The sequence below is a fragment of the Streptomyces sp. NPDC014991 genome, assembly GCF_043080665.1.
Taxonomy (GTDB): Bacteria; Actinomycetota; Actinomycetes; order Streptomycetales; family Streptomycetaceae; genus Streptomyces.
The window spans coordinates 201,131-223,705 of the sequence record NZ_JBIBVY010000010.1; the positions used below are offsets into that span (position 1 = coordinate 201,131).

General features: G+C 73.1%; 20 protein-coding genes. 8 read left to right on the top strand and 12 right to left on the bottom strand.

Annotated elements, in window-relative coordinates:
- Positions 1-188: 188 nt before the first annotated feature.
- Positions 189-2,798: an ATP-binding protein gene (locus ACF1BE_RS18070; RefSeq protein ID WP_392200006.1), complete on the top strand. Its 2,610-nt coding sequence runs from the start codon at positions 189-191 to the stop codon at positions 2,796-2,798.
- A 40-nt stretch (positions 2,799-2,838) separates the two neighbouring features.
- On the opposite strand, the gene nucS is transcribed toward ACF1BE_RS18070, so the two are convergent.
- A complete protein-coding gene (gene nucS / locus ACF1BE_RS18075; protein ID WP_392200007.1) occupies positions 2,839-3,510 on the bottom strand; it encodes an endonuclease NucS in 672 nt (223 codons plus the stop codon).
- Positions 3,511-3,786: 276 nt separating this feature from the next.
- On the opposite strand from nucS, the gene ACF1BE_RS18080 reads away from it, so the two are divergent.
- Positions 3,787-4,179 (top strand): SCO5389 family protein, encoded by a 393-nt coding sequence (locus tag ACF1BE_RS18080; RefSeq protein ID WP_392200008.1) that lies wholly within the window; start codon positions 3,787-3,789, stop codon positions 4,177-4,179.
- Between the two features lie 116 nt (positions 4,180-4,295).
- Here ACF1BE_RS18080 and ACF1BE_RS18085 read toward each other — a convergent pair whose 3' ends face one another.
- A complete protein-coding gene (locus ACF1BE_RS18085; RefSeq protein WP_392200009.1) occupies positions 4,296-5,324 on the bottom strand; it encodes an LLM class flavin-dependent oxidoreductase in 1,029 nt (342 codons plus the stop codon).
- 222 nt (positions 5,325-5,546) lie between these two features.
- Here ACF1BE_RS18085 and ACF1BE_RS18090 point away from each other — a divergent pair, with 222 nt between their 5' ends.
- Entirely contained in the window at positions 5,547-5,879 is a 333-nt protein-coding gene (locus ACF1BE_RS18090; RefSeq protein WP_392200010.1) for an ATP/GTP-binding protein, read from the top strand.
- 36 nt (positions 5,880-5,915) lie between these two features.
- Here the strand turns inward: ACF1BE_RS18090 and ACF1BE_RS18095 are convergent, their stop codons facing one another.
- The 6 genes from ACF1BE_RS18095 to mce form a co-directional block, all read right to left on the bottom strand.
- Positions 5,916-6,800, bottom strand: a complete 885-nt coding sequence (locus ACF1BE_RS18095; protein ID WP_392200011.1) for an ABC transporter permease — start codon at positions 6,798-6,800, stop codon at positions 5,916-5,918.
- Entirely contained in the window at positions 6,797-8,119 is a 1,323-nt protein-coding gene (locus tag ACF1BE_RS18100) for an ABC transporter ATP-binding protein (protein ID WP_392200012.1), read from the bottom strand. The genes ACF1BE_RS18095 and ACF1BE_RS18100 overlap by 4 nt, the downstream gene beginning before the upstream one ends.
- Positions 8,120-8,326: 207 nt before the next feature.
- Complete coding sequence (locus tag ACF1BE_RS18105) at positions 8,327-8,587, bottom strand: DUF3253 domain-containing protein (RefSeq protein WP_392200013.1); 261 nt, start codon at positions 8,585-8,587, stop codon at positions 8,327-8,329.
- Between the two features lie 829 nt (positions 8,588-9,416).
- Positions 9,417-10,352 carry a cellulose-binding protein gene (locus ACF1BE_RS18110; protein WP_392200014.1) on the bottom strand — a complete coding sequence of 312 codons (936 nt, stop codon included), beginning with the start codon at positions 10,350-10,352 and terminating at the stop codon, positions 9,417-9,419.
- A gap of 182 nt (positions 10,353-10,534) precedes the next feature.
- Complete coding sequence (gene scy, locus ACF1BE_RS18115) at positions 10,535-14,482, bottom strand: polarized growth protein Scy (RefSeq protein ID WP_392200015.1); 3,948 nt, start codon at positions 14,480-14,482, stop codon at positions 10,535-10,537.
- Positions 14,483-14,689: 207 nt separating this feature from the next.
- The gene (gene mce, locus ACF1BE_RS18120) at positions 14,690-15,130 is read right to left on the bottom strand and encodes a methylmalonyl-CoA epimerase (protein ID WP_121786850.1); all 441 of its coding nucleotides are present in this window, start codon (positions 15,128-15,130) and stop codon (positions 14,690-14,692) included.
- 150 nt (positions 15,131-15,280) lie between these two features.
- On the opposite strand from mce, the gene ACF1BE_RS18125 reads away from it, so the two are divergent.
- From ACF1BE_RS18125 to ACF1BE_RS18135, 3 genes are all read left to right on the top strand, one after another.
- The gene (locus ACF1BE_RS18125) at positions 15,281-16,480 is read left to right on the top strand and encodes an acetyl-CoA C-acetyltransferase (RefSeq protein ID WP_392200016.1); all 1,200 of its coding nucleotides are present in this window, start codon (positions 15,281-15,283) and stop codon (positions 16,478-16,480) included.
- Positions 16,481-16,530: 50 nt separating this feature from the next.
- Positions 16,531-17,487, top strand: coding sequence for a methylmalonyl Co-A mutase-associated GTPase MeaB (gene meaB / locus ACF1BE_RS18130; protein WP_392200017.1), 957 nt, complete (start codon positions 16,531-16,533; stop codon positions 17,485-17,487).
- 147 nt (positions 17,488-17,634) lie between these two features.
- On the top strand, positions 17,635-18,966 hold the full coding sequence (locus ACF1BE_RS18135) for an MFS transporter (protein ID WP_392200018.1): 1,332 nt from the start codon (positions 17,635-17,637) through the stop codon (positions 18,964-18,966).
- Between the two features lie 55 nt (positions 18,967-19,021).
- Here the strand turns inward: ACF1BE_RS18135 and ACF1BE_RS18140 are convergent, their stop codons facing one another.
- The 4 genes from ACF1BE_RS18140 to ACF1BE_RS18155 all read right to left on the bottom strand — a co-directional run bounded on the left by ACF1BE_RS18140 (position 19,022) and on the right by ACF1BE_RS18155 (position 21,681).
- Positions 19,022-19,498 (bottom strand): MarR family winged helix-turn-helix transcriptional regulator, encoded by a 477-nt coding sequence (locus ACF1BE_RS18140; protein ID WP_392200019.1) that lies wholly within the window; start codon positions 19,496-19,498, stop codon positions 19,022-19,024.
- A 92-nt stretch (positions 19,499-19,590) separates the two neighbouring features.
- Positions 19,591-20,400 carry an AIM24 family protein gene (locus ACF1BE_RS18145; protein WP_392200020.1) on the bottom strand — a complete coding sequence of 270 codons (810 nt, stop codon included), beginning with the start codon at positions 20,398-20,400 and terminating at the stop codon, positions 19,591-19,593.
- On the bottom strand, positions 20,397-21,047 hold the full coding sequence (locus ACF1BE_RS18150) for an AIM24 family protein (protein WP_392200021.1): 651 nt from the start codon (positions 21,045-21,047) through the stop codon (positions 20,397-20,399). Before ACF1BE_RS18150 ends, ACF1BE_RS18145 begins: the two co-directional genes overlap by 4 nt.
- A 1-nt stretch (position 21,048) precedes the next feature.
- Positions 21,049-21,681 carry an AIM24 family protein gene (locus tag ACF1BE_RS18155; protein WP_392200055.1) on the bottom strand — a complete coding sequence of 211 codons (633 nt, stop codon included), beginning with the start codon at positions 21,679-21,681 and terminating at the stop codon, positions 21,049-21,051.
- A 154-nt stretch (positions 21,682-21,835) separates the two neighbouring features.
- Here ACF1BE_RS18155 and ACF1BE_RS18160 point away from each other — a divergent pair, with 154 nt between their 5' ends.
- Both ACF1BE_RS18160 and ACF1BE_RS18165 read left to right on the top strand, forming a co-directional pair.
- A complete protein-coding gene (locus ACF1BE_RS18160) occupies positions 21,836-22,177 on the top strand; it encodes a DUF3817 domain-containing protein (protein ID WP_392200022.1) in 342 nt (113 codons plus the stop codon).
- A complete protein-coding gene (locus ACF1BE_RS18165; protein ID WP_392200023.1) occupies positions 22,174-22,467 on the top strand; it encodes an MTH1187 family thiamine-binding protein in 294 nt (97 codons plus the stop codon). The genes ACF1BE_RS18160 and ACF1BE_RS18165 overlap by 4 nt, the downstream gene beginning before the upstream one ends.
- Positions 22,468-22,575: the final 108 nt, after the last annotated feature.

A 22,575-nucleotide genomic window follows, 5' to 3' on the forward strand; every position in this document is an offset into this window, starting at 1 on the left:
GAGACCGTGACGTCTCGGACCGCACGGCACCCCGCCCTGTCGGAGACACCGGGTGACGGTTTAGGGTTCGGTCGCCCGCTGCCTCGCGACACTCGGCCGAGCGGGCCCGGACCAGAAGCGACAGCGCGGTGTGCGACAAGGCCGGGAGGGCCGGACACGTGCACGACGCTTTTGGGGGGCTTGAACCCATGAACCCGACGAACCCCGCACCCGAGGAGCACGGACCGGCGCACAACCGCCGCCCGCCCCGGGAATCGCTCACCGCCGACTTCGCCCCGGGCGCACCGGCACCCGCCCGGATGGCCCAACTCGTCTCCGGCGACCTCCAGCTGACCGTCAACCCCGTCGACGGCAGCGAGATAGAACCCTGCCCGCCGGTCGACCGGCCCGGCAGGCCCCGCAAGCGCACCGCCGACGAACGCGCCGGCACCGAGCGCGCGGCCCGGCCACCGGCCCCGCCCGGCCCCGCCGAGCCGCCCCTCTCCCTGCTGGAACGTCAGGACGAACGCGAACGACTGGTCCGCCTCCTGGCCCGCGGCCGCTCCGTCCGTCTCACCGGCCCGGCCGGCTCCGGCCGCACCGCCCTGCTCGACCTGGTCGCCCAGGACTGCCTGGACCTCGCCCCCGACGGCGTGGTGCGCCTGAACGGCCACCACCGCACGGCCGGCGACCTCTTGCACGACCTGTTCCACGCGGTCTACGACGCCCCGCGCCACCGCCCCGACCAGGACGAACTGCTCGCCTGCGTCGGCGAGATCGGCGCGGTCGTCGTCCTGGACGACCTCGAGTCCGGCGGCGCCGCCCTCGACGAACTGCTCGACGCCACCCCCGAGTGCGCCTTCCTGCTCGCCGCCACCCCCGACGTGCCCGCGCCCTCCGCCGAGTCGGACGTCGAGGAGGTCTTCCTCACCGGCCTCGACCGCGCCGGCGGCGTGGAACTCCTGGAGCGCACCGTCGGCAGGGTCCTCACCGAGGAGGAGGCCAACTGGGCCGGCGACCTCTGGTTCGAGTCCGAGGGGCTGCCCCTGCGCTTCGTACAGGCGGGCGCCCTCCTCCGCCAGCGCGACCAACTGCGGGCCGGTATCGAGGCGGTCGACGAGTACGGCGTCTTCGAGGACGTACGTGCCGCCGCCGACCCGGAGCCGGACGCGGAGCGGGAGCACATACCCCTGCCCTCCCTCGGCGAGGCCGCGGCCCCCGCCCCGCTGCTCGCCTCCCGGCTCGGCACCTCCGCCCGCGCCGCCCTCCGCTTCGCCGTCGCCCTCGGCGGTGAGGTACCGCACCAGGCGCACCTGCCCGCCCTGGTCGGCGACACCCACGCGGACGCCGCCCTCGGCGAACTCGCCGGCTGCGGCCTGGTCTCCCCGGTCGGCTCCCGCTACCGCCTCGCGGCCGGCGTGCAGACCCAGCTGGAAGCCGCCGGATACGCCGACGACGCCGCCGACCGGGCCGTCACCGCCGCCCAGCACTACGCCTGGTGGGCCGGGCACCCCTCGGTCACCCCGGAGCGGGTGTGCGCGGAGGCCGACGCGGTGCTGGCCGCGCTCGCCGCCGTCGTACCCCAGACGTCGCCGCCCGCCGAGGAGGAGGAGAGCACCGCCGTACGGCTCGCCCGCACCGCCGCGCCCGCCTTCGCCGCCGGACTCCACTGGAGCGCCTGGGAACGGGCCCTGCGGTCCGGGGCGGAAGCCTCCCGGATGGCCGGCGAGGTGTCCGAACAAGCCTATTTCCACCACGAACTGGGCATCCTCGCGCTCTGCACCGGACAGTTCGACCGGGCCCGCGCCGAACTGGAGGCATCCGGCGGACTGCGCGGCGCCCTCGCCGACAAGCGGGGTGCGGTCGCCGGACGCCGGGCGCTGGCACTGCTCGCCGACCGCACGGGCGACGTGCCCGGGCCGCCGGTGCCGGAGCCCGCGGAGCCGGCGCTCGGGGAGCAGGCCTGGCCGCCGTACGGTCCCGTCGGCGCCGTCCCGGCCACCCAACGGCTCGCGCGGCCCGCGCCGAACGCCGCGCCGCGGGGTGGCGGCTTCAGGCGCGTGGCCCGCCGCAACATGGTCGCGGCCGGCTCCGGCGCACTCCTCGCCGCCGTGCTCGGCACGGTCGTCACGCTCGGCATGACGTCGCCCGACGACCCCGGGCGGAACCCGGCGGGCAGGGGCGGCGTCAACCCGTCCGCGAGCCAGGGCGCCGACGACGGCGGGGTCGTCGCGGACCCGGTGGACACCGGCGGGAACGGCGGCACCGGCCACGCCGGCTCGGCCGGCGGCCGGCCCACGTCGCCCGGCCCCGACGGCACGTACGGCACGGCGGACGACCCCGCGCCGCCGGCGAACACCCCCCGGCCGTCGGAGAGCGCCGACCCACCCGGCTCCGCCACCCCCTCCGGCACGCCGTCCAGGTCACCCAGGCCCGGAGGGTCGAGCGCCCCGTCCTCGGGCGGGACGACAGGGGGTACGACCGGGGGGAGTACGACCGGCGGCTCGCCCGGCGGTACGACGGGGGGCACGACCGCCGACCCCACGGGCGGTACGTCCACGGGCGGCACCCCCACCGGCGGTTCCACCGGCACCACCGGCACCACCGGCACCACCGGCACCACCGGCACCGGCGACTCCGGCGGCTCCACCGGTACCACCGGCGGCACGACCGGTGGTGGCTCGACGGACGGGTCCACCGGCGGTGGCACCACGGGCGGCGACGGCGGCGGAACGACGACGGGCGGCTCCACCGGAGGAACGTCGAGCAGCGCGTCGGCGTCGCAGAGCGCACCGGGAACGGCCGACACCATGATCTGAGCGTTCCGCGCGGCCGCGGCGGGGCCGGCCGGTGGTGGGGTCAGAAGAGGCGGAGTTTGTCGTCCTCGATGCCGCGCAGGGCGTTGTAGTCCAGGATCTGGCAGCTGATGCCGCGGTCGGTGGCGAGGACGCGGGCCTGGGGCTTGATCTCCTGGGCGGCGAAGACGCCGCGGACCGGAGCGAGGTGCGGGTCGCGGTTCAACAGCTCCAGGTACCGCGTGAGCTGTTCCACGCCGTCGATCTCGCCCCGCCGCTTGATCTCGACGGCGACGGTCTGCCCGTCGGCGTCCCGGCAGAGGATGTCCACCGGGCCGATCGCGGTCATGTACTCACGGCGGATGAGCGAGTAACCCTCGCCGAGCGTCTCGATGCGGTCGGCGAGCAGTTCCTGGAGGTGCGCTTCCACGCCGTCCTTGATCAGACCCGGGTCCACGCCCAGTTCGTGCGAGGAGTCGTGGAGGATCTCCTCCATCGTGATGATCAGTTTCTCGCCCGCCTTGTTGACGACGGTCCACACGCCCTCGTCCTCGCCCTTGCCCTCCTTCAGGGCGCAGGGCGGCGACATCCAGTTGAGCGGCTTGTAGGCCCGGTCGTCGGCGTGGATGGAGACACTGCCGTCCGCCTTGACCAGGATCAGTCGGGGCGCCGAGGGCAGATGGGCGGTGAGCCGGCCGGCGTAGTCGACCGAGCATCGGGCAATGACGAGACGCATGGTCGGCAACGCTACTCGACACCCGCAGGTGCTCGCGATCCACCCGCCCCGCTCCCTGCGGATCGTCCTCTTTGTCCCTGGAAACTCTTGTTCATCCCTGGCCGATTGTGGGCGCAACGGGACCGTTCCATATACGCATTCTGCTGGTGTGGTCACCGACCGTTGCCTACCGTAGAGAACGGGAGGTCGCGGCGCATGTACTGAGCGTGTTCTGGATCGCGAACTCCCTTACCTGTCCGGCAACCCCTGCTCTTCGGGGGTGCGAGAGGAGAACCCATGTCGCTCGACGTCTCACCGGCCCTACTCGAACAGGCCGAGCGAGGCGAGGTCGACGAAGCAGCATTCGTCGACTGCGTCCGGACCTCCCTGCCCTACGCATGGGAGATGATCAGCTCCCTGGTGGCCCAGCTGAAGGTGGACGGTGGCTCCTTCGCCGACAACCAGACGCCCCCGCCGGACGAGCAGGCACGCGGTCAGCTGCTGCGCGCGCTCGCGAGTGACGCCATCCGCGGCGCGCTGCAGCGGCACTTCGGTGTGCGACTGGCCTTCCAGAACTGCCACCGGGTGGCGGTGTTCCCGCTGGACGCCTCGGTGGACGAGACGTTGGTCCGCTTCACGTCGGTGCGCAGCCAGTTGCTGAACCAGTCGCCGGAGTTCCGGGACTGCTGACGCACGGCTTCGGTACGGCCGCGGCAGTGAGCCGTCCGCTTGCCGCTCCACCCGCGGGGGCACCATTTCCGTACCGGGGCGGCAAGCCTCCAGGTGGCCTGCGCGTGCGAAGCCGCTCAGCGCACCTGGGGCAGTACCTCGGCACCGAGGCGCCGTAGGTTGTCCTCCGTGGCCGCGAGATCGCCGGAGCCCTCCGTGAGGAGGGCGAAGCGGGAGATGCCGGTGCGTTCCGAGGTGGCCGCGAGCCGGTCGGCGGCGAGCCGGGGGGTGCCGACCGGGTGCAGTCCGCAGAGCAGTTCGGTGTAGGCGTGCGGGTCGCGCATCGCGCGCGCCCGTCCGTCCACCGTCACATGAGCCTCGAGGCCCTGTCTCAGCCAGCCCGGCATCGCCTTCGTCAGGGTCTCCACCGCGTCCGTGCGCCGGTCGGCGAGCTGGCAGACGCCGGCCGACACATGGGCGGCGCCCGCGATCTCCTCGCCCGGCCGTCCGGCCTCACGGGCGCAGCGCTGCCACGCGGTGATCATCTCGGCCTTCTCCTCGTCGCCGACGTGCATGCCGAGGAGCATCGGCAGCCCGCGCTCGGCGGCCAGCCGTACGCTCGCCGGCGAGGTGCAGGCGAGGACGACCTCGGGGCCGGGGGTGTCCGTCAGGGCCTCCAACGGGCGGGGGACGACCGGCACCTCACGGAAGGAGAACCGCTCACCGCGGGCCCCGACCGACGGCTCGCCCAGCCAGCGCAGCAGCAGATCGAGCGACTCCGGGAACCCGTGTTCGTACGCCTCCAGGCCCGTGCCGAAGACCTCCAGGTCCACCCAGGGGCCGCCGCGTCCGACGCCCAGCGTGAACCGCCCGCCGCTCGTCAGATGCAGCAGTGCCGCCTGTTCACCGAGGGCGACGGGGTGGGCGGTGGGCAGTACGCTGACCGCTGTGCCGACCTGGATGCGACGGGTGCGGCCGAGCAGCAGCGCGGCCAGGGTGATGGCGGACGGGCATGTGCCGTAGGGCACGAAGTGGTGCTCGGCCAGCCAGACCGCGTCCAGCCCGGACTGCTCGGCGACCTCCGCGGAGCGGACCGCCCGGTGCAGGGCCTCCCCGGGGCCCTGGCCCGGGAACTGGGCCGCCAGCACAAAACTTCCTACGCGCATCGCTTTTCCTGCTTCCTCGGCTCCGACCCGGAGCTCCCCCGCCCGGCATAACCGTCTGACACGTGCGCAGGACACGGTCTCGCGGAGAGATTTGCGGATTGTCTTGAGAATGGGTGGCCCTGGAAGGGGACTTGTACGGGTTGGTTCCCTACGCGTACCCGACCCGGCGGCGCGTAGGCTGGAGGCGGCCCGCGCTTCCTGTATAGCCCCGAGAGGTGTCCCGTGTCCCCGCGTCGTAACCGACCCAACGCAGCCGGATCACCGGGCCGGAGCGCCGAGGTCGACCGCGCCGGCCGGTACGGCGGCTGGCAGTCCACCGAGAGCTGGCAGGGCGACGAGTGGAGCGTGCGGCATGTCGCCGGAGCGAGCGCGCAGGGCAAGACGTACCGCTGCCCGGGCTGTGACCAGCTGATCCCCTCCGCGGTGCCGCACGTGGTGGCCTGGCCGGAGCACTCGGGCGTCGACGACCGCCGGCACTGGCACAAGGCGTGCTGGAACGCGAAGGACCGCCGCACCACGCGGGTGCAGCGGTCCCGTAACGCGCCGAGGTTCTAGGCCGGATCGTCGGCCTGTGGTGCGGGGCCCTGGGTCTCAGACGTCCCGGCTCCGCAGCAGCGCGTACGCGCCCGCGTACATCGCCGCCGTCAGTCCCAGCATGATCCACAGCGGGTCCCAGCCCGAGGGGCCGGACTCGCTCAGGGAGTTGGCGTAGAAGACGCTCAGCTGGTTGGGGATCGAGTACTCGAAGAGCCACTCCCGCACCTTGTTGAGCGACTCCGTCCCCATGAACAGCGCGAGCACCAGCGGCGCGAGCAGCACGCCGATCATGAGGGTGACGGCGCCCGCGGAGTGCCGGATGACCGAGCCGATGAGCAGCGAGATCAGTCCCAGCAGGGCGATGAAGAGGCTGACGCCGACGGTGGCCTTGAACCAGTCACCGCCGGAGGGGGACCGGGCGCCGGTGTCCGCCAGCATGGACGCCTGGACCATGGCCACGAAGCCGGACGAGACCAGGGTGACGACGAACGCGACGGCGAAGAACACGATCGACTTGGCGGCCAGGACCCGGGCCCGGTTGGGGCACGCGGTCATCGTGGTACGGATCATGCCGGTGCCGTACTCGGAGGCCGTGGTCAGCACACCGAGCGTCATGATGCAGATGCTGCCGAGGAGCAGACCGAAGAAGCCGAAGGACAGCGGGTTGTCGCCGGACAGGCTCGACGGGTCGGAGTGGGCGGCGACCAGGGCGCCGGCCAGCAGACCGACACCGAGGACGAGCAGCACGAAGACGCCGAGCGTCCACATCGTCGACCGCACCGACCTGATCTTCGTCCACTCGGAGGCCAGCGCGTGCCCGAGGTGCGTGCGCACGACCGGGATGGGCGAGGTGTAGCCGGGGTACGGCCCACCGGGCGCCGCCTGCCACTGGGGCACGGCTGCGGGGGCCTGTGGCATCGGGGGCTGGGGGGTGCTCATCGGGCGTCCTCGGGCTTGGTCGGGTCGGCGGTGACGGAGACGGCCGGCGCGGCACCGGCGTCGGCTGCGGGGGCCGCGTCGGCGGGCGCCTGCTGCGGCTCGGGCGGGCTGAGCGGGGCCTGCGAGGCCGCCGGGGTCTGCGAGGCCGCCGGGGCCGGGGCGGACGGCTGCGCCTGCGCCGGCTGGGCCTGGGCGGGCTGCTGGGCGTACGGGTTGCCGGTGCCGGCGCCCGGGGTGCCGTACGTGCCCGCCGGCGCGCCGGCGTGCGGTGCCGGGGCGAACGGCTGGCCGCCCTGCTGGGGCGGCGGCGGGGCGTACCAGCCGGGCTGGCCCTGGCCGGGGACCGGCATGGGCGGCTGGGCCCCGGGCGGCAGCGGCTGCTGCAGGCCCGCCTTCTGGTCGATCGTCGAGCGGTAGTCCACGGCGCCCTGCGTCATCCGCATGTACGCCTCCTCCAGCGAGGCCTGGTGCGGCGACAGCTCCCACAGCCGTACGTCCGTCTCGTGCGCCAGGTCGCTGATGCGGGGCAGCGGCAGCCCGGTGACCCGCAGCGCGCCGTCCTGCTCGGGCAGGACGTGCCCGCCCGCCTCGGTGAGCGCGGAGGTCAGCTTCTCGCGCAGCTGCGGGTCCGTGTCCGGGGTGCGTACGCGCGCGAAGTCCGCGGAGTTGGCCGATATGAAGTCACGCACGCTCATGTCGGCGAGCAGCTGTCCGCGCCCGATGACGATGAGGTGGTCGGCGGTCAGCGCCATCTCGCTCATCAGATGGGAGGAGACGAAGACCGTACGGCCCTCGGCGGCGAGCGCCCTCATCAGGTTGCGCACCCAGAGGATGCCCTCGGGGTCGAGACCGTTGACCGGCTCGTCGAAGAGCAGCACCTGCGGGTCGCCCAGCAGGGCGGCGGCGATGCCGAGGCGCTGGCCCATGCCGAGCGAGAAGCCCTTGGAACGCTTTTTGGCCACGTCCTGGAGGCCGACGACTCCGAGCACCTCGTCCACCCGGCGGGCCGGGATGCCCGACAGCTGGGCGAGGCTCAGCAGGTGGTTGCGGGCACTGCGGCCGCCGTGCACGGCCTTGGCGTCGAGCAGCGCGCCGACCTGCCGGGGGGCGTTGGGCAGCCTGCGGTAGGGGTAGCCGCCGATCGTCACGGACCCGGACGTGGGGTTGTCCAGACCGAGGATCATCCGCATCGTCGTGGACTTGCCCGAGCCGTTCGGGCCGAGGAAGCCGGTGACGGCGCCGGGCCGCACCTGGAAGGAAAGGTTGTACACGGCGGTCTTGTCGCCGTATCGCTTGGTCAGGCCGACAGCCTCGATCATGCTCCGCACCCATCAAAAGGTTCAGGACAGCGGGGCACACGCCCCCGTAAGAGTTAGGAGGATATCGGGGCGCTGACGGTTCCACTCAAGAGCGGGTAAAGCCGGGACGTCACGCGGGGTGCCCGCGGGTCCACCGGCAGTCCCGGCGCCCGAGGCCGGCGAGGGGGACGGACGTGACGCCGGAAGACGCTTCGGGGGCGCCGGCCGTCAGGCGGGGCGGCGGATGCGGACGGGGCCGCGGGCGCGGGCGGGGTCGACGGGTGTGCCGTGCTGGGTGATCTCCACCTGCCCCCGGGCGGCGAGCCGGGCCGCGGCCCGGCGAACGGGATCCATCAGCTCCCGCCATCCCTCGTCCGCGCGCGGGTGGACCGCACGGGCCACGTCCGAGGGGCAGACGGACGCCCCCGCAGCCCTCCGGTCGAGCAGGCCGAGGATGGCGTCCTCGAGGTCGCGTTCACCGACCGCCATACAGCGGCCCCCTTCCGGCCCGCACCGCCCGCACCCGATTCCGGCCGGTCCTGGCCGGTCCTGGCCGGAACATGCGGGTTCCGCCCGACGAGGCCCGGCCCTCGTGCTCCAGGCTACGCATGGGACGGCGGGCGGGACGGCTGCGCGCGGCCGTCCGCCGCGCCACCGGGTCCGCGCCGACGGGGGTCGCCCCACCGCTCACCGCGCCACCGGGTCGGCGCCGACGGGGTGCCCTGCCGGGTCCCGCCGTCAGGTCCGGGTGAGTGGCCTCCGCTCGCCGGGGCCGCGCCCACGGGTTCCCCCTGCCGGGTCCCGCTGCCAGGTCCGGAACAGCGGGCTCTCCGTGCGGGGTCGGTCCCGACGGGCGCCTCCGGCCGGTCTCACCGTTGGGTCCCGCCGCTGCCTTTCGGTCTGACGGGCCGCTGCCGATGGGCTTCCGCCGTCGGGTCGGTGCTGAGGGGTGCCCCCTGCTGGCCCGCTGCCGGGTCGGTGCTGAGGGCTGCCCCCTGCTGGCTCGCTGCCAGGTTCGGGCTCTCCCTGCCGGCTTCGCGTCGCGTCGACGGGTGCTCCCCGCCGGCCCCGCCGGCCCCGCCGGTGGGGCTCGCCGGTGCATCTCGTCCTGCCGCGCCGGTGACGACGGGCTTCCGCCGCCGCGCCCGCCCCCACGGGCCCCGCCGCCGGACCCCCGCCGCCGGGCCCGCACGTACCGGCCCCCACCGACGGTCCGCCCCGGCAGGGCCGCCCTGCCGGGCGTCCGCACGCGAAAGGGGTGGTGGGTCGGAAACCCACCACCCCTCACGGCCTCACTGTGCCGTACGGCCACCCGGACTCAACGGGACTGCTGTGCCGGCACACCCCGGGAGATCGGCTCGTCGTCGGTGGACGTGCCGGCCGCGGCCACCGCGGCGCCGGTCAGCGTGGCGAGCATCTCGCGGACGTTCGTCAGCTGGGCGTTGATGCTGTCGCGGCGGTTGGTGAGCGCCGCCAGCTCGCGCTCGGACTCCGAACGGATGCGGTCGGCCTTGGCGTTGGCGTCGGCCACGATGTCCTCGGCCTGGCGCTGGGCCGTCTCCACCGTCTGGCGGGCGCGGCGCTCGGCGTCGGTGCGCAGCTTCTCCGCCTCCAGGCGGAGCTGCTCGGCGCGGTGCTCGATCTCGGCGAGGCGCTTCTCGGCCTTCTGCTGACGGGAGGCCAGGTCGCGCTCGGACTGCTCGCGGCGCTTGGCCAGGTTCGTCTCGAAGTCGGCGGCGGCCTGCGCGGCCTTGGCGCGGGTCTCCTCGAAGAGGGCGTCCGCCTCCTCCCGCTTGGACTGCGCGTCCTTCTGTGCGTCGGAACGCAGCTGGGAGGCGTCGGACTTGGCCTTCTCGACGATCCGGACGCCCTCGTCCTCGGCCGCGGCCTTGCGCTCGGAGGCGTAGGACTCGGCGTCGTTGCGGACCTGCTGGGCCGCCGACTCGGCGAGGTCGCGGTGCTGCTCGGCCGCGCGCCGGGCCTCCTCACGCAGCTCCTTGGCCTCTTCCTCGGCCAGGCGCAGGATCTTCTCGACCCGCGCGCCGAGACCCGCGTACGACGGCTCGGCGTCGGTGACCTGGGCCTGGGCGTTCTGCGTTTCGAGATGGAGTTCCTCGATGCGCTTCTCCAGGGCGGTGATACGGGAGAGAGCGCTGTCACGGTCGGAGACGAGCTTGGAGATACGTTCGTCCACCTGAGCGCGGTCGTACCCACGCCGCACAAGCTCGAAGCCGTAGGGGGAAGTGTCGCTCATGGGGTTCCTGTCGAATGAGACCGGTGAGGTGATAAGGGGAATCCTAGGGGCCGAAGCGGTGTGTCATCGAGCGGATACGGTTTTGATCTGGAGAATGGCACCACTTTCGGGTGGCTGACCGGCGCACGGCTCGCCCAGGACCCGGGCAAACCCCCGGAAGGCGCCGGAATCCACCCTTCCCCCTAACCGTCCGACGACTTGCCACCCGATCGGGGGGCACCCACGGTGGCGCCCGCCTTGACTCCGCCGTCCTTGCCGGCCGCCGGGGCCTCGAAGGACTCCAGCGCCTCCAGGACGTCCTGGACGCGGGAGATCTCGGTGTTGATGTCCTCGCGCCGGCGCACCAGGATCTCCAGCTCGCGCTTGCCCTCCTCGACCGTGCGCCGGGCCTCGCGGATCGCCTCCGCCTTCAGCTCCTCGGCCTCCTTGATGAGGCTGGCCTTCTTCTGCTCGGCCTCCTTGAGCAGCCCCTCCGCCTTTCTGACCGCGGCGATGCGCACCTTGCCCGCCTCGGAATCGGCGTCCGACACCAGCTGCTTGGCCTTCGCCTCGGCCTTCGCCAGCTGCTCCTCGGCGGCCTTGATGAGCGCGTCGCAGCGGTCGCCGGTCGACTTCATCGTCTCGGCGGCCTCGCGCCGGGCCCGCTCGTGCAGCTCCTCGATCTCGGTGGTGACGCGGTCGCGCAGTTCCTCCGCGCGCTCCCTGATCGCGGTGGCGTCCCGGCGGGCGCCGACCAGCAGCTCGTCCGCGTCCGTACGGGCCTTCTCCACCAGCGAGTTGCCCTCGATGGTCGCCGTGGAGACGATCCGCTCGGCCTCGCTGCGGGCCGCGCCGACCATAGTGTCGGCCTGCGACTCGGCCTCCGTGGTCGCCTTCAGTGCCTGCTGCTGCGCCTCGGTGAGCAGCTTGTCGGCCTCGGCCGTGGTCTCCGTGATGAGCGTGTCGACCTGCTCCGCCGCCTCCGAACGCCGCTTGTTGGCCTCCTTGCGGGCCTCGTCCAGCGTCCGCTCGGCCTCCTCGCGCGCGGAGCTGACGAGCCGTTCGGCCTCGGTCTCCGCGTCCGTCCTGAGCTGCTCGGCCTCCGTCCGCAGCCGCTCGGCGTGCGCCTGCGCGGAACCGACGGTCTCGGCGGCCTCGGCGCGCAGCCGCTCGGCGTCGCCGGTGGCGTCCCCGATGAGCTGCTCGGCGCCCGCGACGGCCTCCGCCCGGACCCGGTCGGCCTCGGCGAGGGCCTCGGCGCGCACCCGCTCCGCCTCGGCGGCCGTCTCCGTACGGAGCCGCTCCGCCTCGGTCAGCGCCTCGGTGCGCACCCGGTCGGCCTCGGCGGCCGTCTCGGTCCGGAGCCGCTCGGCCTCACCGCGGACCTCGGTGATGAGCGTGTCCGCCTGTGTCGCCGCGTCCGAACGGATGCGGTTGGCGTCCTCGCGGGCGTCCGCCCGGGTACGGGCCGCCGCCTGGTCGGCCTCGGCCAGCGCGTCCGACGCCTCGGTGCGCGCCCGCTGGGCGTACTCGCTCGCGTCCGAACGCAGCCGCTCGGCCTCCGCGATCGCCTCCGCGACCGTCCGCTCGGCCAGTGCCTTCGCGGCCTCCGTCTCCTCGTGCGCCTCGCGCCGCACCCGGGAGGCGTCCTCACCGGCCCGCTCCCGCTCGGCGTAGGCGTCGGCGCGGACCCGGTCCGCCTCCTCCTCGGCCTCCCGCTTCGTACGGTCCGCCACGTGCTCGGCGGCCGAGCGCAGCCCGGCGATCTCCTCCTGCGCCTGCTCGTGCAGCCCGGCGACGGAGTCCCGCACCTGCTGGGCGTGCTGTTCGGCGGCGGCGACCATCTCGGTGGCGCGCCGGTCGGCCTCCTCGACCAGCCGGGTCGCCTCCGCCTGGGCCTCCTCGACCCGCGTACGCGCGGACGCCAGCAGCTCCTCGCTCTGCTCGCGGGCCCGCTGCCGCTCCTGGCCGGCCTCCTCGCGGGCCGCGCCGAGGAGTTCCTCGGCCTCACGGCGGCGCCGGGCGGCCTCCTCCTGGGCGGCGGCCAGCGTCTCGGACGCCTCGGTGCCGAGCCGCTCGGCGGCGGCCTGCGCCTCCGCGCGCACCCGGTCGGCGGTGTCCTGGGCCTCCACCTTCAGCCGCTCGGCCTCGGCGGCGGCCTCGGAGCGCAGCCGTACGGCGATGGCCTCGCCCTCGGCGCGGGAGGCGGACGCGTCGGACGCGGCCTCGTCGCGCAGCCGGTCCGCCTCCGCCTCCGCCTGCTGCTGGAGCGTACGGATCCGCTCGGCGGACTCCGCGCGCAGCCGCTCGGCCTCCTCGGCGGCCTCCCGGCGGATCCGGGTGGCCTCCTCGCGGGCGTCGGCCAGCGCCTGCTCGGCCGACGCCAGCCGCTCCTGCGCCTCCGACTGGAGGCGGCCCAGCTCCTCGGCGGCCTCGGTACGGCGGGCCTCCAGGGCCCTCTCGGTCTCCTCACGCAGCTCGCGGGCGGCCTTCTCGGCGTCTGCGCCGACCGTCTCGGCCTGCTCGGCGGCCTCGGCGCGCAGCCGCTCGGCCTCCTTGCGGGCACGCTCCAGGGTCTCCTCGGCCTGCCGGCGCAGTGCCGTGGCACGCTCGATGGCCTCGGTGCGGACCTTCTCGCTGTCGGCGGTCGCGGACTGCCGCAGCTCGTCGGCGTCCGCCTTGGCCTTGGCCAGCAGCTCCTCGGCGGTCCTGGCCGCCTCCTCGATCTGCGTGACGGCCTCGCGTCGGGCCTCGGCGCGGATCGACTCGCCCTCGGTGACCGCGTCGGCGCGCAGCTGCTCGGCCTCGCCGCGCAGCCGGCGGGCCTCCTCCTGGAGCCCGACCGTCTTGGCGCGGTACTCCTTGGTGTCGTCCTTCGCCGCGCCCTTGAGCTGCTCGGCGATGTCGTGTGCCTCGGCGCGCAGCCGGTCCGCCTCGGCCTCGGCCTCGCTGCGGATCCGCTCGGCCTCCTCGGCGGCGGCCCTGGTGGTCCTGCGGGCGTCCTCCGAGGCCTTGTTCAGGACGTCCTCGGCGGTTCTGGCCGCCTTGGACAGCTGGGTGGCGGTCTCCTCGGCGGTGATCGAGCGGGCCTTCTCGGCGGCCTCGGCGACGAGCTTCTCGGCCTCGGCCCGCGCGTCGGCGACCAGCTGCTCGGCCTCGGAGCGGGTGTGCTCGGCCTCCTTGGTGGCCTCTTCGACCAGCCGGGCGACCTGCTCCTTTGCGGTGCGCGTCCGCGTCTCGTTGGCGGCCTCGGCGCTCGCGAGGGCCTTGGCGGCGGCCTCCTTCGCCTCCGTGACCACCTTGTCGGCCTCGGTCTGCGCCTTGCGCAGCGCCTCCTCGGCCGCCGTCATCCGCTCCTCGGCGGCCCGGCTCAGCTCGGCGGCCTGCCGGCGGGCGCTGTCCGACTCGGTGACCGTGGCGGTGCGCAGCTGCTCGGCGTGCTCGGTGGCCTCCTGCGCCTGGTCGGAGGCGGCGTTCAGCAGCCGTTCGGCGTCCGCGCGGGCGCGGCGCAGGATCTGCTCGGCCTCCGCGCGGGCGCTCTCGGCGTCGCTCTGGAGCCGCTCCCGGGCCTCCCGGGTCAGCCGTTCGGCCTCCGCGCGGGCGGTCGCCATGGCCTGCTCGGCCTCCGCGCGGGACTCGTCGAGCAGCCGGCGGGCCTGGGCCTCGGTCCGGGCGCGCAGCTGCTCGGCCCAGGCCACGTTCTCGTTGACGTGGGACTCGACGGTCGCCCTGCGCTCGGCCAGCTCCTGGTCGAGCTGCTGGCGCCGGGTCACCGCCTCCTGGTGCAGCTCGGCCTGGAGCCGGGCGGCCTGCTCGGCGTGCTCCTGGAGGATGCGCTGGGTCTGCGCGCGGGCCTGGCTCAGCTCCCGCTCGGCGTCCTGGCGCAGCTGCTCGGCCTGCATCTGGGCGTTGCGGAGCAACTGTTCGGCCTGGTAGCCGAGATCGCCCGTGTCGTAGGCGGGCCGGGTCATGAGGGTGCGGCGCGCCTCGTGCAGCTTGGCGCGCAGCACCTCGACCTGGTAGCCGAGGTCCTCGGCGTGCTGGAACGCCTTCTCCCGCTCGGTCCTCAGCCGCTTCATCTCGGCCTCGAACCGAGAGAGGTGGTCGACGTCAGCCGCCGGCTCTCGCTCCTGGCTCTCGTAGCCCCGCACTGCGCGGTCCCATCCGTCCCCTGGTCAGCTTCTGCAACGAGCTCCGTCCATCGGCCGAACGGGGCCCCCGGGGAATGGTGTCAGATCAGCGGCGGAGCACGGGCTGCCGCCCCGACGCTCGTCCCCCGAAACCCGGACCCCGGCATGCGGTCGCCCCCGGGTGCGGGGACGACCGCCCCCAACCCTACCGGCCCTTATGTACGGGCATCAGTGCTCGGGCGACTCAACAGGGGCCGAAGTGACCAGTTCTGTCAGGACACCGTGGCAGTCCTTGGGGTGCAGGAAGGTGATCCGCGACCCCATGGAGCCGCGTCGTGGCTCCTCGTACAGCACGCGTACGCCCTTGCCGCGGATGTCGGCGGCGTCCCCGTCGACATCCGCCGTACCGAAAGCGATGTGGTGGACGCCCTCCCCGTTCTTGGCGAGCCACTTGCCGACCGCGGAGTCCTCGCGGGTCGGTTCCAGCAGCTGGAGGTAGGAGGCGCCGCCGTCCGACGTCCCGTTGATCCTGAGCATGGCCTCGCGCACGCCCTGCTCCTCGTTGACCTCGGTGTGGAACACCTCGAAGCCGTACGTGGCCCGGTAGAACTCGACAGTCGTGTCGAGGTCGTGGCAGGCGATCCCGATGTGGTCGATTCGCGTCAGCATGGATTCAGTGCAGCGCTCCCGGGGTGGTTACGCAACGTGCGCGCGATCACACCGGCAGGCCGGTGACGGCGTGCTCACCGGCTCAGTACATTCGAAGTAAACCCTCGTTCACTCCTCGGCTGCTCGTCAGCTGGAAGGGGATCGCACCTCATGTCTTCTGGAACGACCAGCTCGGTGATCGTCGCGGGCGCCCGTACGCCCATGGGGCGGCTGCTGGGCTCGCTGAAGTCCTTTTCCGGAGCCGACCTGGGCGGCTTCGCGATCAAGGCCGCCCTCGACCGTGCGGGGATCGGCGGCGACCAGGTGCAGTACGTGATCATGGGCCAGGTGCTGCAAGCCGGCGCGGGCCAGATCCCGGCCCGCCAGGCGGCGGTCAAGGCCGGCATCCCGATGAGCGTCCCGGCGCTCACCATCAACAAGGTCTGCCTGTCCGGCCTCGACGCGATCGCGCTGGCCGACCAGCTGATCCGCGCCGGCGAGTTCGACATCGTCGTCGCCGGCGGCCAGGAGTCCATGACCAACGCCCCGCACCTGCTGCCGAACTCCCGTGAGGGCTTCAAGTACGGTGCGGTCGAGATGCTCGACGCGATGGCCCACGACGGTCTGACCGACTCCTTCGAGGGAATCGCCATGGGCGAGTCCACCGAGAAGCACAACACCCGGCTCGGCATCGGCCGCGCCGAGCAGGACGAGATCGCCGCCCTGTCCCACCAGCGGGCCGCCGCCGCGCAGAAGAACGGCCTGTACGAGGCCGAGATCACGCCGGTGGAGATCCCGCAGCGCAAGGGCGACCCGGTGCTGTTCAGCAAGGACGAGGGCATCCGCGGCGACACCACCGTGGAGTCCCTGGGCAGGCTGCGCCCGGCCTTCGCCAAGGACGGCACCATCACCGCCGGCTCCGCCTCGCAGATCTCGGACGGTGCGGCGGCCGTGGTCGTGATGAGCAAGGCCAAGGCGGAGGAACTGGGCCTCACGTGGCTCGCCGAGATCGGCGCCCACGGCAACGTGGCCGGCCCGGACAACTCCCTCCAGTCCCAGCCGTCCAACGCCATCCGGCACGCCCTGAAGAAGGAGGGCCTGGACGTCTCCGACCTCGACCTCATCGAGATCAACGAGGCCTTCGCCGCGGTCGCCGTGCAGTCAATGAAGGACCTCGGCGTGTCCACGGAAAAGGTGAACGTCAACGGCGGCGCCATCGCGCTCGGCCACCCGATCGGTATGTCGGGCGCCCGCCTCGTGCTCCACTTGGCGCTGGAGCTGAAGCGCCGTGGCGGTGGCGTCGGCGCGGCGGCGCTGTGCGGCGGTGGCGGCCAGGGTGACGCGCTGATCGTGCGGGTACCGAAGGCCTGAGGTCCCGTAGGGCCGTGTTCCGGTACGTCGGTGAAGTGAACGGAGCTGTGATGCAGGACGTCTCCACGCTGGTCGCCCGGGCGAGAGAGGGCCGGCCGCGGGCCGTGGCCCGGCTGATCTCGCTGGTGGAGGGGGCGTCTCCGCAGCTCAGGGAGGTCATGGCGGCCCTGGCGCCGCTGACCGGCAACGCCTATGTGGTGGGCCTGACGGGCTCACCGGGTGTCGGCAAGTCGACCTCCACCTCCGCGCTCGTCACCGCGTACCGCAAGCAGGGCAGGCGGGTCGGCGTCCTGGCCGTCGACCCGTCCTCGCCGTTCTCCGGCGGCGCGCTGCTCGGCGACCGGGTCCGCATGTCGGAGCACGCCTCCGACCCCGGCGTCTACATCCGCTCGATGGCGACCCGCGGCCATCTCGGCGGCCTCGCCTGGGCGGCGCCCCAGGCGATCCGGGTGCTGGACGCGGCCGGCTGCGACGTGATCCTGGTCGAGACGGTCGGCGTCGGCCAGTCGGAGGTCGAGATCGCCTCCCAGGCGGACACCTCCGTCGTCCTCCTGGCCCCCGGCATGGGCGACGGCATCCAGGCGGCGAAAGCCGGCATCCTGGAGATCGGTGACGTGTACGTCGTCAACAAGGCCGACCGGGACGGCGCCGACGCCACCGCCCGCGAGCTGAACCACATGCTGGGCCTGGGCGAGTCCCGTGGGCCCGGGGACTGGCGCCCGCCGATCGTCAAGACCGTCGCGGCCCGCGCCGAGGGCATCGACGAGGTCGTTCAGGCCCTGGAGAAGCACCGGGCGTGGATGGAGGAACGCGGTGTCCTCGGCGAGCGCCGCCGGGCCCGCGCGGCCCGCGAGGTGGAGACCATCGCCGTCACGGCACTGCGGGAACGCATCGGCGACCTGCACGGCGACCGCCGCCTCAGCGCCCTCGCCGAGCGGATCGTGACCGGCGAACTGGATCCCTACCGGGCGGCTGACGAACTGGTCACGGGCCTGACGCGGGGCTGACCCCTGCCGCCCCGGCCGCCGTACTGCTAGCTTGCCCCCATGTCGTTCCTCTTCCTGGCGTAGAGCGCACCGGATGCGCGGTGTCCGGCCACCGGCCACCGCTGCCTTCGGTGTCCCCTCTTCCGCCTCTCCCAGAGGAACGTCCGCGTGTCCACGTACCCTTCGCGGCCTTCGTACGCCGCCGTCCTGCGCGTCCCCCATGCGCGCCGCACCTTCACCGCCGCCCTGACCGCCCGCCTGTCCTACGGCACGGTCGGCCTGGCGGTCCTGCTGTCCGTCACCCGGGCCACCGGGTCCTACGCCGTCTCCGGCGTAGTGCTGTCGCTGTTCGGCGCCATGACGGTCTTCCTCATGCCGCTGCGGGCCGCGCTGATCGACCGCCACGGCCCGCGCCGGGCCCTGCTGCCCATGTCGGCGCTGTACGGCGCGCTGCTGTGCGTCCTGGCGCTCCTCACCTGGCGGCCCGGCGCGCCGGCGCCCCTCATCGCCGTCTCCGCGGCCCTGGCGGGTGCGTGCGCGCCCCCGCTGGGTCCGACCATGCGCGCGCTGTGGTCCCGGCTGGTCGCCGACGGGGACCTGCTCCAGCGGGCCTACAGCCTGGACGGAGTCGCCGAGGAACTGCTGTTCGTCTCCGGCCCGGCGCTGGTCGGCGTCCTCCTGGGCTTCGCCCCGCCGGCCGCCGGAATCCTGCTCAGCGCGGTGTTGAACGTGGCGGGCACCTGCGTCTTCGTCAGGTCCCCGGCCCTGCCGGGCCCGCGTCCCGCCGCCGGCCGGCACCAGCGCGGCGGTCGGCGTCAGGTGCTGCCCCCGGTCGTCGTCGCCCTGGGCACGGGTCTCTCCCTGAGCGCCGTGGAACTGCTGGTGATGGCCTTCGCCACGGAACGCTCGTACGACGCCGCCCTCGTCCCCTGGGTGCTGGGCGCGCTCTCGGCGGGAAGCGCGCTGGGCGGTCTGGCCCACGGGGCGGTGCGGTGGCGCGCGTCGACCCGCGCCCGCCTGTGCCGGTTCGCGGCGGGCCTCGGTCTGGTGCTCGTCCCGGCCGGTCTGGCGCCGGGCCTGTGGACGCTCACCGGGGCCATGGTCGTCGCGGGCGCGTTCGTCGCCCCGGCCCTGACGACGGCCTACCTGCTCGCCGACGAAACGGCTCCCGACGGCGCCCGCACCCAGGCCGGGGCGTGGGTGAACATGGGCGTGAACGCCGGCAGTTCGGCGGGAGCGCTGGTGGCCGGACTGCTGGCCGGCCGGCTGTCCTCGGCGGTGTGCTTCGCCCTGGCGGGCGGCATCGCCCTCCTGTCCGCCCTGGCCGCGAGCGGCCGCGCCACCTGGGCGGCAGGGGCGGGCACGGACTCCGCGACGACGGGCTCCCCGACGACGGGCTCCGCGAAGACGGACTCCGCGAAGACGGGTTCGGTGCGCGCGGATCCGGTGGAAGCGGGATCAGCGGGTGCGGCGGAGGCGGGCGCGGCGGCACCGCGATAGGACCGGGCCGTGCGCCCCCCTGCCGTGCTGTCACCCCCTGAGTCTCCCGGGAGGCTCAGGGGCGTCCCCGCTGCCCTCTGAGGTGCTCGGCGATCGGCCGGAGCGCCTTGTCCAGTTCGATCAGGGCATCCTGGGACAGCAGATCGATGAAGTGCCGCCGTACGGACGACACGTGGTGCGGTGCGACCTTCTGCATCGTCTCCATGCCGTGCTCGGTCAGCACGGCGTACAGTCCCCGCCGGTCGGACTCGCAGTTCTCCCTGCGCACCAGATTCGCGTTCTCCATCCGCGTGATCTGGTGCGAGAGCCGGCTCTTGGACTGGAGGGTCGCGGAGGCGAGGTCGCTCATCCGCATCCGTACGTCTTCCGACTCGGACAGGTTCACCAGGATCTCGTAGTCGTTCATTGTCAGGCCGAACGGTTGGAGATCCTTTTCGAGCTGGTACGTCAACAGCCTGTTGACCTCCAGGTGGGTGCGCCAGGCGCACTGCTCCGCATCGGTCAGCCAGCGCGTGGCCGTCTCGGTCTCCATGAATGAAGTCTACCTAAGAAGTTGAATGGCGAACTACTTCGGGTGGTGTGACTGTGCGCACGCGTTCGATGTCACACTCCGCAGACTACCGCTCACAGCCCGAAGCGACGCTGGAGGTCTCCGAGCTGTCCGGGAAGGCGCGGTGCGGCCGACGATTGCGGACCGTGCCCGAACGGTGCCGCTCCGCCACCTCCGGGGACCCCCGGATCGGGCGGAACCGCCCCCGTGGCCGCCTCGGCCATGAGGGTCTCCGTCGACTGCAACAACACCGTCCCGGAGCCGGCGAACTCGAACTGATGCTCCTCGCCGGAAACCCCGCCGAAGCCCGTCATCGCACGTAGACCGCCCAGTACACCCGTCAGATACCCGTGGTCGTAGTGATGGCACGGAGACGGGCAGTCGGCCCACCCGACGAGCGCCTGAGGGTCGACCCGGACAGGGGGTTCCATGAACACCACCGGCCCGTTAGATGCGGCCACGAACTTGCCGGTTCCGATAAGGGTCAGAAAACCCGGCACGATCGATTGTTTGAGCGCGAGACTTGGCTGAAAAGCGAGCAGGTTGCCCGCGCGAATGGTCAAGTTCCCGTCGTCCAGGTCGAAGGAGTTGACGTCGAAGGCCCGGTCGGCCAGCAGCATCTTCCCCGAGCCCGCCGCCACGACCCAGTCGCTCGCGTGCAGTGGCGAATGAAACGACGTACGGACAAGCCGGTCGAGTCGCCCGTGCCCGATGCCGTCGAACTCGATCGCCCCGTAGTAGGCGATCATCTTCCCCTTCTGGAGGAACCACTGGCCGCTCCTGAGCTCGACGCAGAAGGTGTACGCGTTCACGTTGTCGTCGGCGGGCAGCGTCATCGGGTCGTACACGACCGGTCCGGCGCCCGCCGTTCCGTGGGTGCTCACAGCTTCTCCTCCGACGCCTGGACGTAGACCGTGCCGCTGCCGCTCAGCTCCAGCTGGAAGGCCTCACCGGAACCGCGGCCCACCATGTCGCGCCAGCCGATCGCGGTGGACAGTCTGTTGCGGACCTCGCCGTGGTGGGCGACGTAGGCCTGCGGGTCGACATGGACCGGGCGCTCGGGGGTGACCGGGAGCGCGAAGACGCCGCCGTGCGCCATCACGGCCACCGAGCCGTCCCCCTGGAGGGTCGTCGTGAACAGGCCCTGCCCGGTGACCTGCCCGCGCGCCAGGCCCATCACGCCGCCCTGCGCGCCCATGAACATCGTGCCCTGCCGCAGCGTGCCCTCGAAGGCGAGCAGCCGGTCGGCCTCCACGTACAGCGTGTCGCCGGTGAGGCCGATGACGTGCACGTGGTGACCGCCGTGCCCGAAGAAGACCGTGCCGCTGCCCTCCACGGTCATCAGCGGGGTCGCCTCGCCGGCCACCCGGCGTCCGATCATGGACATCACCCCGCCCTGGCCGCCCTGGACGCTGGGCGTGAAGGACACGTCCCCCTTGTAGGCGAGCATCGCCCCGCGCTGGCTGAACAGCCGCTGCCCCGGCAGCACGGTCGCCTCGACCATCTTGGCGTTGATCTCCCGGAAGGTCATCTCACAGGTCCCCCGCGATCGTGTTCCGCTCGCTCGGCTGCACGTACACCAGGCCGTCGCCCTCGAAGCGGATCTGGAAGGCCTCGCCGCCGCCCTCCCCGAGGAAGGTGCGGAAGGTCACACCGGACTGGAGGGACTGCCGCACCTCGCCCTGGTGGGCGACATAGGCGCCCGGGTCCACGGTCAGCGGGTACTGCGGGGTGACCCGGAGCACGACCGCCGGCCCGTCGGAGAGGATCGCCGCCTGGCCGTGCCCCTCCACGGTCGTCGTGAACAGCCCGTTGCCCTGCGAGGCGCCGCGCAGGCCCGTGAACGTCGTGCCCGTCCGCAGCCCCCCGTCCGTCGCCAGCAGGTTGCCCGCCTCGACGTACAGCTTGTCGCCCCGCAGGGCGACCAGGTTGATCTCGGCGGCCCGGTCCGCCAGCCAGCAGGTCCCCTGGCCTCTCACCTCCATCACCGTCATCTGCTCGCCGGTGAGCCGCCGGGTCACCATCCCGCGCAGCCCCTCGCCGCCACCACTCAGCTTCTTGAAGGTCATCCGCCCGTCGTACGCGACCATCGAGCCGTTCTTCGCCTTCACGGCGTCACCGGTCACGTCGACGGCGAGCACCTTGCTCCCCTGGAGTCGGAACATCGCCACGCTGCGAAAGTAGCCGCCGGACGGGTGGACGGAACAGGGCCGCCGGGTGGACACCCACCCTGACCGGACCCCTGGGGGCGCCGTTTGCCACAATGGGGAGACGCTTGTGCGTGCGTTCACAAACGATTACTCCCACCGAAGGTGACCCGTGGACATCAAGACCGCCACCGCCCTCCGCCGTCTCCGCCTGGTCTCGGCCCCGGAGGCCGTGTCCTTCCTGATCCTGCTCCTGTGCTCGGTGCTGAAGCGGACCACGGACTTCAACGCGGTCCCCGTCATGGGCGCGATCCACGGCGTCCTCTTCGTGCTGTACGTCCTCTTCTGGGCGGACGCCTGGAACCGCGCCAAGTGGCCGCTGGAGACCGCGGCCCTCTACTTCGTCCTCTCGGTGCTGCCCACCGGCGGCTTCTTCGCCGAGCGCAAGCTGCGCCGCGAGGCCGAGGACGCCGTCATCGCCGCCCGCGCACGCCGGCAAGGAGCCAACGCATGATCGTCGCCTTCTCCGTGACGCCCCTGGGTGTCGGCGAGGACGTGGGGGAGTACGTCGCCGACGCCGTCCGCGTGGTCCGCGCGTCCGGCCTGCCCCATCGCACCGACGCCATGTTCACCTCCGTCGAGGGCGAGTGGGACGAGGTCATGGACGTCGTCAGGCGTGCCGTCGCCGCCGTCGAGCAGCGTGCGCCGCGCGTCTCGCTCGTCCTCAAGGCCGACATCCGGCCCGGTGTGACCGACGGACTCACCTCCAAGGTCGCGACCGTCGAGCGGCACCTGGCGCAGTAGCTCCGCCGCTCCGGCGACACCCCGGCCCGCACCGGCCGGGGTTTTTCGTGCGCGGGGTCCTCCCGTGCACCGGCTGATTCCGTGCACAAGTGTTTGAGCGATCGCTCA

What these genes read in the sequence shown, in the direction of transcription:
- ACF1BE_RS18070 (WP_392200006.1), top strand. Translation starts at nt 189, where the DNA reads ATGAACCCGACGAACCCCGCACCCGAGGAGCACGGACCGGCGCACAAC.
- nucS (WP_392200007.1), bottom strand. Translation starts at nt 3,510, where the DNA reads ATGCGTCTCGTCATTGCCCGATGCTCGGTCGACTACGCCGGCCGGCTC.
- ACF1BE_RS18080 (WP_392200008.1), top strand. Translation starts at nt 3,787, where the DNA reads ATGTCGCTCGACGTCTCACCGGCCCTACTCGAACAGGCCGAGCGAGGC.
- ACF1BE_RS18085 (WP_392200009.1), bottom strand. Translation starts at nt 5,324, where the DNA reads ATGCGCGTAGGAAGTTTTGTGCTGGCGGCCCAGTTCCCGGGCCAGGGC.
- ACF1BE_RS18095 (WP_392200011.1), bottom strand. Translation starts at nt 6,800, where the DNA reads ATGAGCACCCCCCAGCCCCCGATGCCACAGGCCCCCGCAGCCGTGCCC.
- ACF1BE_RS18100 (WP_392200012.1), bottom strand. Translation starts at nt 8,119, where the DNA reads ATGATCGAGGCTGTCGGCCTGACCAAGCGATACGGCGACAAGACCGCC.
- ACF1BE_RS18105 (WP_392200013.1), bottom strand. Translation starts at nt 8,587, where the DNA reads ATGGCGGTCGGTGAACGCGACCTCGAGGACGCCATCCTCGGCCTGCTC.
- ACF1BE_RS18110 (WP_392200014.1), bottom strand. Translation starts at nt 10,352, where the DNA reads ATGAGCGACACTTCCCCCTACGGCTTCGAGCTTGTGCGGCGTGGGTAC.
- mce (WP_121786850.1), bottom strand. Translation starts at nt 15,130, where the DNA reads ATGCTGACGCGAATCGACCACATCGGGATCGCCTGCCACGACCTCGAC.
- ACF1BE_RS18125 (WP_392200016.1), top strand. Translation starts at nt 15,281, where the DNA reads ATGTCTTCTGGAACGACCAGCTCGGTGATCGTCGCGGGCGCCCGTACG.
- meaB (WP_392200017.1), top strand. Translation starts at nt 16,531, where the DNA reads ATGCAGGACGTCTCCACGCTGGTCGCCCGGGCGAGAGAGGGCCGGCCG.
- ACF1BE_RS18140 (WP_392200019.1), bottom strand. Translation starts at nt 19,498, where the DNA reads ATGGAGACCGAGACGGCCACGCGCTGGCTGACCGATGCGGAGCAGTGC.
- ACF1BE_RS18150 (WP_392200021.1), bottom strand. Translation starts at nt 21,047, where the DNA reads ATGACCTTCCGGGAGATCAACGCCAAGATGGTCGAGGCGACCGTGCTG.
- ACF1BE_RS18155 (WP_392200055.1), bottom strand. Translation starts at nt 21,681, where the DNA reads ATGTTCCGACTCCAGGGGAGCAAGGTGCTCGCCGTCGACGTGACCGGT.
- ACF1BE_RS18165 (WP_392200023.1), top strand. Translation starts at nt 22,174, where the DNA reads ATGATCGTCGCCTTCTCCGTGACGCCCCTGGGTGTCGGCGAGGACGTG.